The sequence below is a fragment of the Tabrizicola sp. TH137 genome, from assembly GCF_002855575.1.
Lineage (GTDB): Bacteria > Pseudomonadota > Alphaproteobacteria > Rhodobacterales > Rhodobacteraceae > Paragemmobacter.
Genome location: NZ_PKRQ01000004.1, coordinates 394,915 through 406,843, shown reverse-complemented (window position 1 = coordinate 406,843; position 11,929 = coordinate 394,915). Strand labels below are relative to the sequence as shown.

Sequence of the window (11,929 nt, the reverse complement as noted above, 5' to 3'; positions counted from 1 at the left end):
CGCCAGGGCTCAGATCAACCCCAGATCCCGCGCCACGATCACCGCCTGCGTCCGGTTCGACGCCGCCAGCTTCTTGCAGATGCTGGTCACATGCATCTTGATCGTCGGCTCCGCCAGCTTCAGGTCGTTGGCGATTTCCTTGTTCTGCTTGCCCTCGGCCAGATAGGACAGGACCATCATCTCCTTGTCCGAAAGCCGCCCGTTCTTGGTCTGCCGCCCGGCATTGTGCCGCTCGCGCACCAGTTCCAGCGGCATGTAATGCTCGCCCGCATGCATGAAGCGGATGGCATTGGCCAGCGACCGCACCCCCGTCGTCTTCAGAACGATCCCCGAAGACCCGGCATTCATGATCTCGTCCAGCATGCGCGGCGTCGGGTTCCCGGTGATGATCGCCACGGGCTTGCCGCCATTCGACTTGATCGCCTTGCGCAGCCCCGCCACGCCGTTCATCCCCGGCATGTTCAAATCCAGCAGCACCACGTCATAGGGACCGTCCGAATTGATATAGTCCACGGCCTCGTCCAGCGTCTTCGCCGTCGTCACCTCCATGTCGGGGGCCGAAGACAGATACATCGCGAACACATCCAGCACCATTTCGTGATCGTCCGCTATCAGGATGCGGACCTTCCCGCTTCCTGCACCGCCAAGCATAGCCATCTGCCTCTGCCCTCCAATTCCTTCTGTGCGCCTATGGGCGACATTCGGGCGTATCCAACCCCCGCTGCCCGCCTTCCGCAGCGGCACATACCTGCAAGAATACGTCCTACACGTTTTAAAACAAATAGATCGGCTACCAATCCCGACTAAGTTGAAAGATTACCATACTTTTGTATGGGAAGGCATCCGGAATTGGAATGGAGAAAACCCCCTGTTTTGCTATCGTCCGCGCCGACCGACCCTCTAGCGGAGCTTCCGATGCCCCAGATTTCCGTCCTTGCCGGCCGCCTCGCGGCGGCTTTCGCATTCGTGCTTGCCGGCCTTGGCGCCAGCCAGGCCGAAATTGCCGCCCCCACCGGCGAAGTGATCCTCACGATTGACGGCAACATCGCCAACACCAATGCCGATGGCAGCGCCCAGTTCGATCTCGACATGCTGATGGCCATGCCCGCCGCCGGCTTCGAAACCAGCACCACCTGGACCGATGGGATGCACCGCTTCGACGGCGTGCCGCTCAAGGCCCTGCTGGATGCCGTCGGCGCCGAGGGTGGCAAGATCACCGCCACCGCGCTGAACAACTATGCCGTGGACATCCCGATTGATGCCATCGAAGACGCCGCGCCCATCGTCGCCTATCATATCGACGGCGAAACCTTCTCGCGCCGCGACAAGGGCCCGCTCTGGATCCTCTTTCCCTATGATTCCGACACGAAGTACCAAACCGAACTGGTTTATGGCTGGAGCATCTGGCAATTATCCAAGCTGACGATCGCCGAATAATCCCGGCCCCGGCATCCTGCCCGGGTGCCGGACGCCACCACCCGGGCCCGAGCCATGACGAAGTTCTTCGACGAAGCGCTAGAGGAAGGCCGCCTGCACCGCGCCGCGGTGCGGGTTCGGCATCTCACCCTCGCCTTCACCTTCGTCGTGACGCTGGCCGCCATGGGCTATGTCTTCCTCCAGATCGACGGCGAGCTTGACCGCTCCTCCTCGGTCAATTCCGACAATGTCACCTGGACCATGGCCCAGGTCGAGGTGGACACGCTAAAGCTTCAGCGCGCCGTGATCCTTGCGGCCCAGCGACCCGAGGACCCAAAGGCGCTGGATGACCTCCGCCTCGCCTTCGACATCTTCTACAGCCGCTTCAGCGTTCTTGCGAAATCCGACCAGCTCAACCACCTCCCGATCAACGAAACCCTGCGCGAGTCGCTCTGGACGCAGGGCGCCTTCTTCGACCGCGTGACCCCGATCATCGACGCCGATGATGCCACGCTCGCCGCGGCCATTCCCGCGCTTCAGGAAGAAATGGTCACGGTGGCCGAAACCGTGCGCGCCCAGGTCGTCTCTTCGCTCCAGACGCTCATGGCCAACGGCGATGCGCGGCGCAACGAACTGCGCCGCTCGCTCCAGGTCTTTGCCGCCGCCGCGCTGGGCCTGCTCGGCCTCATGGCGGCGCTCTCTCTGGTCATCATCCTCCAGAACCGCGCCCAAAGTCGCCGCTCGGAAACCACGGAACGCGCCGTCCACAACCTCCGCGCGGTGATCGAAAGCTCGCTCGACGCGCTCATCATCGCCGATGCCCAGGGCGCCGTGACCGATTGCAACGGCGCCGCCGAACAGCTTTTCGGCATCTCGCGCGATGACCTGCGCGGCGTCCCCGTCGATCGGCTCCTGCATCACGCCGGCACCGACGACCCGCTCACCCTCCTGCGCAGCCTCTACCGGTCCGGATCGCCGGAACTTCAGGATGGCCGCCTCCTGATGCAAGGCCGCCGTGCCGATGCAAGCGAAACCCCCGTCGAAGTCGCCTTGGCCGAGGCGCAGGGTGCCGGTGGCGAACCCATGTTCATCGCCTTCATCCGCGACGTCTCGGAACGCATCGAACGCGAGGAAAGCCTCCGCAAGGCCCGAAACGACGCGCTCAAGGGCGAAGAGGCGAAGTCCCGCTTCCTCGCCGTCATGTCGCACGAGATGCGCACCCCCCTCAACGGCCTCATTGCCGCGACGGAACTGCTGCAAACCTCCACCGACCTTGACCAGCGGCAAAGCTGGCTGTCGGAAATTGTCCTCTCCTGCGGCTGGGCGGCGCTCGATCAGGTCAACAACGTTCTGGAACTCACCCGCCTCGGCTCCGATCAGTCGGCCAGCTATCAGGTCTCCGACTTCTCGCCGGTGCAGGTGGTGCGCGACCTCATGCTCCAGAACCAGCCGCAGGCGGGCAAGCGCGGCAACCTGCTGCATTTCGAGGAACCGGCCGAACCGCTGCCCCGCGTCTCGGCCCCGCGCCAGCTTTTCCTGCGCGTCCTCTACAACCTCATCGGCAACGCCATCAAGTTCACCGATGCAGGCTCCGTCACCGTCCGCATCAACCCCCGTCTGGAAGAGGATGGCCGCCGCCTCGCGCTCTCGATCTCGGTCATCGACACCGGCATCGGCATCGCCGAACAAGATCTCGAACGGATATTCCACAATTTCGAAACCCTGGATGCCTCCTACGCCCGGATGCGCGAAGGCACAGGTCTCGGCCTCGGCATCGCCAAACTGTCGGCCGAGGCGATGGGGGGCACCATCCACGTCGCCTCCGAACTCGGCAAGGGCAGCACCTTCACCTTCGACGTCACCCTTCCCGTCGCCGCCGAAACCCGCGCCGGCGCCACCGCCGAAGAGACGACCCCCGAGGAAGAGCAACCCGCCCTCAACATCCTCGTGGTCGAGGACAACCCGATCAACAGCCTGCTGCTTACGGAAATGCTGCGCCTGCGCGGCCACACCGTCACCACCGCCATGGACGGGATCGAGGCCGTCGAAAAGGCCACCACAACCGCCTTCGACATGATCCTGACCGATATTTCCATGCCCCGCATGGACGGGCTGGAAGCCACGCGCCTCATCCGCCGCGACGGTGCCTCGCGCAATGTGCCCATCATCGGCGTCACCGCCAATGCCAGCCCCGACAAGATGCCCGAATTCCTCGGCGCGGGCATGACCGACGTGCTGGTGAAGCCCATCACCCGCGCCGCCCTCATGGGCATCCTCACCACCTATTCCCGCGGTATTTCGCGCAACCGCCTGCGCAGCACCCTTCCAGCCGTGGCGACCCCCGCCGATCCCCCCGTCCTGAACGGCGAGGTCTTCCGCGAAACGCTGGATGAAATGGGCCGCGATTTTGTCGAACGCCTTGCAGACAAGCTGATCGGCGAAACCGAAACCGTCGCCGCCCAGCTTTCCGACCTCTCCGCCGCCGGCCGGCATGACGAGGCCGCGAAGGTCGCCCACAAGACGGCAGGTGCCGCTGCCGCCATCGGCCTCTCCGGCCTGCATGGCGCGCTGGTGGCCTTTGAACGGGCAGCCCAGGCCGCCGATGCGGCAGGCGAGGCTGCCGCCCTTGTCACCCTGCGCGGCGTCATCCCCCGCACCGTCAGCGCCCTGCGCGACAACGGCCTCTCGCTTTCCGTGCCCCGCGCCGCGGCGGAATAGGCCTAACCCGCCTTTTTCCCGTCCTCATTCCCCGACATGGCGGCAAATTGCGCCGACAGGTCGATGGCCAGAGGCTTGGGCTTGCCTGCCACCGGTGCCGCCGCCCGCGCATCCGCGTCCTCTGCCGCCTCCAGCGCCGCAAAGGCCGCTGCCGGGTCTGCCATCATCCCCTTGCCGGGTGCCTTGGCCGCAGGCGGTGCCGGGCTCTCGGCGGCATCCATCGCAGCAAAGGCCGCGCCGGGGTCCACCATCTGCGCCATCGCCGCCTTCACCGGGGGCGGCTCCTCCGCCTCCATCGCCGCAAAGGCCGCTGCCGGATCGGCCATCATCCCCTTGCCGGGGGTCTTGGCCGCAGGCGGTGCCGGGCTTTCGGCGGCATCCATCGCGGCAAAGGCCGCGCCGGGGTCCACCATCTGCGCCACTGCCGCCTTTGCGGGGGGCGGCTCCTTCGCCTCCATCTCGGCAAAAGCCGCCGCCGGGTCGATGCTCAGGATCGGCGTCACGGGCTCCAGAACCGGCTCGAACCCTTCAAGGGCGCGCAGCTCTTCATCCAGTTCGGCGGGCAATGCATCCGCCTTCGGCCCGGTCGGCAGGTTGGTCAGCGCCTCCAGCCCGTCACCCGACATGGCCGCGAACTGCGCCGAAAGGTCGGGTATCGCCGCCTTGGCCGCTGTCCCGCCCTTCTTCTTCGCCTTGGCAGGGGTCTCCCCCTCCGGATCGGACGTCGGCCCGCCCTGCGCCGTCGCGTCATCCGTCTGCCCGGCAACCGGCGCGGCGGCCGGGGCCACCATCAGGATCGGCAGGTCCGCCACCGCAACCTCCGCCTCCTCCGGCAGGTCCAGCGCTGCCAGCCCCGCTGCCGCCGCCGCCCAATCCATCGGCTGGAATTCCGGGCTGGCCTCCGCCGCCTCGGGTTCCGCCTGCTCCGCTTCCGCCGGGGCAGGGGCGGGCGCCGCCGCCACTTCGGGCTCCGGCGCAATCATCAACAGCTTTGCCGCCTCTTCGAGGTTCATCGAAAGCAGCTTCCCCTTCGGTGCAGGCTTCGGCGGCGGCGGCGGTTCCGTCGCCACCTCCGGCACCGGTTCCGGCTCCACCACCGGCTCGGGCAGGCTCACCACCGGCGGCGGGGCGTCCAGCGCCTTGCGCATCAGGCTGATCCGCACCGCCCGGATCGCGCGCCGCCGCGTCGCGTTCCGCTCCCGCGCATAGAACGGGGCCAGCGCCTCCAGCGCCGCATCCGGATGCAGGTCCGCCACCGCCTTCAACAGCGCCTTGGCCACCACCTGATGCGCCCTTTTCTTCCGCGCCGCCGCCATCTCCCGCTCCTGCACAGCCCCGCGCGCCGCCACTTGGCACGCCCCTTGCACATCTCTCCCCGATCAAGGGGCCAGTCCGTCCAGAAAACCGGATCGGCACCCATCGCCGGAGGACAGACTCTAATGACGGTTGGATTCGCTGAATCGATAGGCCTGCACGCCCAAGCCCTCGTCCTGCGCGAAAAGCGGGGCGAAATCCTCGCCTCCAACATCGCCAATGCCGCGACCCCCAACTTCAAGGCACGCGATTTCGACTTCGAGGCCGAACTTGCCCGCGCCCGCGGCACCACCGGCCCGGCCCGCACCGCGCCCGGCCACCTCGCCGGCACGCTGGCCGATGGCAATCTCGGCTACCGCGTCCCGGTCACCGCCTCGCTCGATGGCAACACGGTCGAACTGGGCGTCGAACAGATGGAATTCGCGGAAAACACCGTCCGCTACCAGTCCAGCCTCACCTTCCTCAATCGCCGCATTTCCGGCCTGATGTCCGCCATCAAGGGAGAATAAGGATGACCGAGATCCGCAACGTCTTCGACGTCGGCGCCCGCGCCCTTTCGGCGCAGATGGTCCGCATGAATACCGTGGCCTCCAACCTCGCCAATGCGGGCTCCGTTGCCGCCACCCCCGAAGATGCCTACAAGGCGATGCGCCCGGTCTTCGAAACGGAATATGCCCGCGCCGAAGAGGGCCTTTCCACCGCGACCGTGGCCGATGTGGTGATGCTCGACCGCGAACCGCAAAAGATCTTCCGCCCCGATCACCCCGACGCCGATCCCGAAGGGTTTGTCTATGCCGCCGCGGTGAACACGGAAGAAGAGATGGTCGAAATGGTCGAAGCCAGCCGCCAGTACCAGAACACGCTTGAAACCATGTCCACGCTGCGCGCCCTGATGGCACGAACCATGCAGATGGGCCAGTGACACATCCCCCAGTGACACGTCCCCCCATGACCCACCGACCCGTGACCCCGTAGCCCGTGCCCGGACCCCGAAAGGATCACCATGATCAGCATCGACGCCACCACCGGTAACGTCAATCTCAACGGCTCGGCCCGCACCACGGCCACGGGGGCCACCACGGCAACCGCCTCCAGCCTCGCCGGAACGGATTTCAGCGGCGCGCTGGGCCAGCAGGACTTCCTCACCCTTATGCTCGCCCAGCTCCGCAACCAGGACCCGCTGCAACCGATGGAGAATGGCGAATTCCTCGCCCAGCTCGCGCAATTCTCCACCGTCTCGGGGATCGAGAAGGTCAACGAAACCCTCTCCGGCTTTACCGAAGGGATGGGCGACTTCCGCATCGCCACCGCCGCCAACCTTCTGGGGCATGAGGTGCTGGTCCCCGGCAACATCGCCCGCCCCGGCCCCGATGGCAGCGTGAACGGCGTGGTGGACCTTCCCGCCGATGCAAGCTCTGTGGTCGTCAGCTATTCCGACGCCACGACCGGCGCGCTCCTGCATACCCAGACCTATGCCGATCAACCCGCCGGGCTGATGGGCTTCTCCTGGTCCGACCTGCCGCCCGGCATGGCCGAGGCGCGCAGCCCCCTGCGCGTCTCCGTCTCCGCAACCACTTCCGAGGGTACCGCCCAGGTCGGTCCCTCCGTCTTCGCCCGCGTGCTCTCCGCCACCACCGGAAGCAGCGGCGCAGACATGACCCTACAGGTCGAAGACTACGGCGCGCTCAACGCGCTGGAAGTCGAGGCCGTCCGTTAAGGCAGCAAAAAACACGAAACGTAAGGATACCCCCCATGTCCATGAGCACCGCCCTCTCCGGCCTGATGGCCGCGCAAAGCGACATCTCCGCCACCTCGCACAACATCGCCAACGTCGGCACCATGGGCTTCCGCTCCAGCCGGGTGGAATTCGCGGATGTCTTCTCCTCCTCGCCCTTCGCCAACCAGCGCACCGCCATCGGCTCCGGCGTGCAGGTGCAGCGCGTCGCGCAGGATTTCACCCAGGGCAACGTGGTGACGACCGGCAACCTGCTCGACATCGCCATCGAAGGGCAGGGCTTCTTCGCCATCCAGTCCTTCGGCGACCCGAACACCGCCGCGGGCGAGATGCGCTACACCCGCGCCGGGGCCTTCACCATGGATGTGGACGGGAATGTCGTGAACTCGGCCGGCAGTGCGCTGCTTTCCTGGCCCGTCGGCCTTGACGGCCGCCCGCTGACCTTCGACATGGCGCAGGCCCGCCCGCTGACCATTCCGCTGGAAATGGGCACGCCCGTCGCCTCGACCGAGATCAACCTCGAACTCAACTTCCCCTCCGACAACGCCATGCTGGGCCAGCAGGCCGCCGTCCCGCCCACCGTCGCCTTCAACCCGGCCGATCCCACCACCTACGCCACCCGCACGCCCATCCCGCTCTTCGGCCCCTCCGGCACGCCGGTCGAGGCAGAGGCCTATCTCATCAAGATCGCCTCGCCCGATGCCGTCTCCACCGACACGATCTTCGAAGTGCGCCTCCTCGTGCAGGGAACCGAGGTCGCCCCCACCGCCCCGGCCACGCAGAACCGCATCACCTTCGACGCCAATGGTGACATCACCGCCGGCCAGACCCTGCCCTTCGGCACCGACGGCCTCATCATCGACCTCGGTGGGTCCAGCCTCTCGGACGATCCCTTCGCCGTGCAGACCGCCACGCATAACGGCGCCTCGGCTGGCCGTCTGACCAACCTCGAACTCGATGGAACCGGCGGCGTCTGGGCCACCTATGGCAACAACGGCCGGATGCCGATGGGCCAGATCGTGCTGGCCAACTTCACCAATCCCGGCGGGCTCAAGATCAACGGCAACGCCACCTATTCCGCAACCGCCGAATCCGGCCTTCCCATCACCGGCACGCCCGGCACCTCGGGCTTCGGCCTGCTGCGCTCGGGCGCGCTCGAACGCTCCAATGTCGAACTGACCGAGGAACTGGTGAACCTGATCTCGGCGCAGCGCAACTATCAGGCCTCTGCCAAGGCGATGGAAACCTCCACCTCGCTGATGCAGACGATCATGAACATCCGGACCTGAGGCCGCTGAATGGATCGCCTGATCTACACGGCGCTGAACAGCCTTGCCAATCTGCGCGGCGCGCATATCGCCACCGCGCAGAACCTTGCCAACCAGAACGTCCCGGGTTTCCGCCGCGACTATCTGCCGGAAGGGCAGGCCTTCGTGCTGGAAGAAGAGGGCGATCTCCAGGCCCGCGCCTTCCAGGTGCCGGAAGAGAATGCAGCCTTCTCGCGGCAATCGGGCTTTCTCAACCAGACCGACCAGCCCCTCGACATCGCGCTTGCCGATAAGGGCTGGTTCTACATCCGCCCCGAAACCGGCGGCGCCCCCGCCCTCACCCGGCGCGGCGACCTTCAGGTCGCCTCCGATGGCATCCTGCGCACCGGCGCAGGCGATGCGATCCTCGATCAGGCGCTGCAACCCATCGCCGTGCCGCCCTTCCGCAGCCTCACGGTCAACGAGATCGGCACCATCTCCATCGAACCGCTCGACGGAGCGCCCGGCGAAAGGGTGGATATCGCGACCATCGCCACCACCCTTGCCACCGGGGCGAACCTGACAAAGGGCCTTGACGGCCAGATCCGCCCCGCCAATGGCGGCCCTGTGCCCGCCCCCGATCAGGGCGGCAAGGTGCTGCAAGGCGTCCTCGAAGGATCGAACGTGAATTCGACCGAGGAACTCATCACCTCCATCGACATCCAGCGCAGCTTCGAACTCAACCTGCGCCTCATCACCTCGGCCAAGGAACTGGACGAGGCCGGAACCCGCCTCCTGCGGATGCCGGAGTCCTGATCCCGGCCAAGGCCCTGATTTCGCGCGCATCGCAACCGGGGATGGCACGACCCTTGCACCAGATCGGATGACGAACACATCCCGAGGTGCCCCCGATGACAACCGATGCGATGCACGTGGCCAAGACCGGGCTGGATGCCCAGCAGACCCGGATGCAGGTCATCGCCAACAACCTGGCGAACGTGAACACCACGGGTTTCAAGCGCGACCGCGCCAATTTCGAAACCCTTCTCTACCAGAACATCCGCCCGGCCGGCGCCCCCACCTCTGAAGGCACGCAGCTCACCACGCCGCTCGCCGTCGGCACCGGGGTCCGCGTCGTGAACACGGAAAAGCTCTACACCCAGGGCAGCCTCGTCACCACCGACAACGCCTTCGACGTGGCGATCGACGGTCAGGGCTTCTTCCAGGTCCTGCTCCCCGACGGCCGCATCGGCTATACCCGCGACGGCACCCTCTCGCGCGATGCCGACGGCACGCTCACCACCGCCTCGGGCTATGTCGTGCAGCCCGAAATCCAGATCCCCGACGGCGCCGCCGCCGTCTCCATCTCTGGCGATGGCATCGTGACTGTGCAGCTTCCGGGCGACGTGGAACCGCAGGAGATCGGGCAGATCACGCTGGCCACCTTCTCCAACCCGCGCGGCCTCGAACCCATCGGCGAGAACTTCCTCGTCGAAACCGCCGCCTCCGGCCCCGCCATCGTCGGCAACCCCTATGCCGACGGCATGGGCAAGCTGGTGCAGGGCGCGCTCGAATCCTCCAACGTCAATGTCGTTCAGGAACTGGTCGACATGATCGAGACGCAGCGCGCCTACGAGGTGAACTCCAAGACCATTTCCGCATCGGACGAAATGATGCGCTTCCTGTCCAACAATCTCTGAGGCTGACCGATGAAATCTGCCAACCGCGCCCCGCTCGCCTTCGCCCTGATCCTCGCCACGGCGGCCTGCACGCCGACCTATATCGAGGAGAAGGAAAGCGAGGCCTACGCCCCGATCTTCCCGGAAACCGCCTATATGGACAGCGATGCCGTGCCGACGGGCGGCATCTACACCGCCTCCTCCGCAGGCCTCTTCGCATCGGACCGCCGCGCCGCCCGGGTGGGCGACATCCTCACCGTCCAGTTCGTGGAACGCTTCCAGGCCTCCAAGACGCAATCCGCCTCGGGTTCGCGCTCCAACGACTATTCGCTCGACATGCCCGATGCCCTGACCCTCGGCCTTGATGACGGCCTCCTCGACAACGGCACCGACCAGTCCTTCGCCGGTCGCGGCCAGGCGCAGCAGTCGAACTCGCTCACCGGCCGCCTCTCGGTGCAGGTCGTCCGCGTCCTGCCCGGCGGCCAGCTCGAAGTGATGGGGCAAAAGCGCCTCACCCTGAACAACGGCAACGAATATGTCCGCCTGACCGGCGTCGTCCGGCCCGAAGACATCAACGCGCAGAACGTCGTCCCCTCCGACCGCATCGCCCATGCCTCGATCAAATATGTCGGCGCAGGCACGGTGCATGATACCTCGCGCCCCGGCTGGCTGCGGCGCGGTCTCGACGTGGTGTCGCCGCTGTGATCCGCACCCTGTTCCTGACCCTCCTCCTCGCCGTCGCGCTGGCCCCTCCGGCCAGCGCCGACCGGCTGAAGGACATCGCCTCGGTGGCCGGGGTCCGGTCCAACCCGCTGGTGGGCTATGGCGTCGTCGTGGGCCTTTCCGGCACCGGCGACGGCAATTCCGGCCTCACCCTGCAATCCCTGCAATCCCTGATCTCCCGCCTCGGCCTCACGGTCGAAGCCTCCGATCTGAACGCCCGCAACGCCGCCGCCGTCATGGTCACCGCCGAACTCCCCCCCTTCATGAAAGAGGGGCAGGTGCTTGACGTCACCGTCTCCACCGTCGGCTCGGCCAAGTCGCTCAAGGGCGGCACCCTGCTGATGACGCCGCTCATGGGCGCGGATGGCGAGATCTACGCCATCGCCCAGGGCAATCTCATCGTCGGCGGCCTCGGCGTCGAAGGGCAGGACGGTTCCTCCCTCACCGTCAACGTCCCGACCGTGGGCCGCATCCCGCGCGGCGGCACCGTCGAACGCATCGTCGAAGCCCCCTTCCTCGATACCGAATCCCTCGTCCTGAACCTCAACCGCCCCGATTTCTCCACCGCCGCCGCCGTGGCCAAGGCGATAAACGAGGTGTTCGGCCCCGACATCGCCACCGCCCTGGACGGCACCTCCGTCGCGGTCCGCGCCCCCTATGACGCCAACCAGCGCGTCACCTTCATGGGGATGCTGGAAAACATCGAAGTCACCCCCGACGCCCCCGCCGCCAAGGTCGTGGTCAATTCCCGCACCGGCACCGTCGTCATCGGCGGCCATGTCCGCGTGACCCCGGCCGCCGTCACCCATGGCTCGCTCACCGTCTCCATCTCCGAAGACCCGCAGGTGAACCAGAGCGCGACAGTCGTCAACGGCGACGGCACCGTCGTCGTGCCGGGCGAAACCACCGTCACCCCCGACAGCACCATCACCGCCACCGAAGAGGCCAACCGCGCCTTCGTCTTCGATCCCGGCGTGTCCCTTGCCTCGCTGGTCGATGCGATCAACGCCGTCGGCGCCTCGCCCTCCGACCTTGTCGCCATCCTCGAAGCCCTGCGCGAGGCAGGTGCCCTTCGGGCCGAACTCGTGGTGATTTGA

General features: G+C 66.5%; 12 protein-coding genes. 10 read left to right on the top strand and 2 right to left on the bottom strand.

Translation table 11 applies throughout. The features are described from left to right. Positions 1-9: 9 nt before the first annotated feature. On the bottom strand, positions 10-657 hold the full coding sequence (locus tag C0V75_RS14715) for a response regulator (RefSeq protein WP_254216483.1): 648 nt from the start codon (positions 655-657) through the stop codon (positions 10-12). 258 nt (positions 658-915) lie between these two features. Between C0V75_RS14715 and C0V75_RS14710 the strand changes: the two genes are divergently transcribed. After that, entirely contained in the window at positions 916-1,437 is a 522-nt protein-coding gene (locus C0V75_RS14710) for a molybdopterin-dependent oxidoreductase (protein ID WP_254216482.1), read from the top strand. A gap of 54 nt (positions 1,438-1,491) precedes the next feature. Then, positions 1,492-4,134 carry an ATP-binding protein gene (locus C0V75_RS24130; RefSeq protein WP_101921695.1) on the top strand — a complete coding sequence of 881 codons (2,643 nt, stop codon included), beginning with the start codon at positions 1,492-1,494 and terminating at the stop codon, positions 4,132-4,134. 2 nt (positions 4,135-4,136) lie between these two features. On the opposite strand, the gene C0V75_RS24125 is transcribed toward C0V75_RS24130, so the two are convergent. Further along, on the bottom strand, positions 4,137-5,483 hold the full coding sequence (locus C0V75_RS24125; RefSeq protein ID WP_173861079.1) for a hypothetical protein: 1,347 nt from the start codon (positions 5,481-5,483) through the stop codon (positions 4,137-4,139). 90 nt (positions 5,484-5,573) lie between these two features. Between C0V75_RS24125 and flgB the strand changes: the two genes are divergently transcribed. From flgB to C0V75_RS14660, 8 genes are all read left to right on the top strand, one after another. After that, positions 5,574-5,957: a flagellar basal body rod protein FlgB gene (gene flgB / locus C0V75_RS14695; RefSeq protein WP_101921694.1), complete on the top strand. Its 384-nt coding sequence runs from the start codon at positions 5,574-5,576 to the stop codon at positions 5,955-5,957. Between the two features lie 2 nt (positions 5,958-5,959). After that, positions 5,960-6,370: a flagellar basal body rod protein FlgC gene (flgC, locus tag C0V75_RS14690; RefSeq protein WP_101921693.1), complete on the top strand. Its 411-nt coding sequence runs from the start codon at positions 5,960-5,962 to the stop codon at positions 6,368-6,370. 81 nt (positions 6,371-6,451) lie between these two features. After that, entirely contained in the window at positions 6,452-7,165 is a 714-nt protein-coding gene (locus C0V75_RS14685; protein ID WP_101921692.1) for a flagellar hook assembly protein FlgD, read from the top strand. A gap of 35 nt (positions 7,166-7,200) precedes the next feature. After that, a complete protein-coding gene (locus tag C0V75_RS14680; protein WP_101921691.1) occupies positions 7,201-8,472 on the top strand; it encodes a flagellar hook protein FlgE in 1,272 nt (423 codons plus the stop codon). A gap of 9 nt (positions 8,473-8,481) precedes the next feature. After that, the gene (locus C0V75_RS14675) at positions 8,482-9,246 is read left to right on the top strand and encodes a flagellar basal body rod protein FlgF (protein ID WP_101921690.1); all 765 of its coding nucleotides are present in this window, start codon (positions 8,482-8,484) and stop codon (positions 9,244-9,246) included. 95 nt (positions 9,247-9,341) lie between these two features. Further along, positions 9,342-10,130: a flagellar basal-body rod protein FlgG gene (gene flgG / locus C0V75_RS14670; protein WP_101921689.1), complete on the top strand. Its 789-nt coding sequence runs from the start codon at positions 9,342-9,344 to the stop codon at positions 10,128-10,130. A 9-nt stretch (positions 10,131-10,139) separates the two neighbouring features. Continuing rightward, complete coding sequence (locus C0V75_RS14665; RefSeq protein ID WP_101921688.1) at positions 10,140-10,814, top strand: flagellar basal body L-ring protein FlgH; 675 nt, start codon at positions 10,140-10,142, stop codon at positions 10,812-10,814. Then, on the top strand, positions 10,811-11,929 hold the full coding sequence (locus tag C0V75_RS14660; protein ID WP_254216481.1) for a flagellar basal body P-ring protein FlgI: 1,119 nt from the start codon (positions 10,811-10,813) through the stop codon (positions 11,927-11,929). Before C0V75_RS14665 ends, C0V75_RS14660 begins: the two co-directional genes overlap by 4 nt.

Excerpts from the sequence above, each read along its gene's own strand:
- C0V75_RS14715 (WP_254216483.1), bottom strand. The coding sequence starts at position 657 with ATGGCTATGCTTGGCGGTGCAGGAAGCGGGAAGGTCCGCATCCTGATA.
- C0V75_RS14710 (WP_254216482.1), top strand. The coding sequence starts at position 916 with ATGCCCCAGATTTCCGTCCTTGCCGGCCGCCTCGCGGCGGCTTTCGCA.
- C0V75_RS24130 (WP_101921695.1), top strand. The coding sequence starts at position 1,492 with ATGACGAAGTTCTTCGACGAAGCGCTAGAGGAAGGCCGCCTGCACCGC.
- flgB (WP_101921694.1), top strand. The coding sequence starts at position 5,574 with ATGACGGTTGGATTCGCTGAATCGATAGGCCTGCACGCCCAAGCCCTC.
- flgC (WP_101921693.1), top strand. The coding sequence starts at position 5,960 with ATGACCGAGATCCGCAACGTCTTCGACGTCGGCGCCCGCGCCCTTTCG.
- C0V75_RS14685 (WP_101921692.1), top strand. The coding sequence starts at position 6,452 with ATGATCAGCATCGACGCCACCACCGGTAACGTCAATCTCAACGGCTCG.
- C0V75_RS14680 (WP_101921691.1), top strand. The coding sequence starts at position 7,201 with ATGTCCATGAGCACCGCCCTCTCCGGCCTGATGGCCGCGCAAAGCGAC.
- C0V75_RS14675 (WP_101921690.1), top strand. The coding sequence starts at position 8,482 with ATGGATCGCCTGATCTACACGGCGCTGAACAGCCTTGCCAATCTGCGC.
- flgG (WP_101921689.1), top strand. The coding sequence starts at position 9,342 with ATGACAACCGATGCGATGCACGTGGCCAAGACCGGGCTGGATGCCCAG.
- C0V75_RS14665 (WP_101921688.1), top strand. The coding sequence starts at position 10,140 with ATGAAATCTGCCAACCGCGCCCCGCTCGCCTTCGCCCTGATCCTCGCC.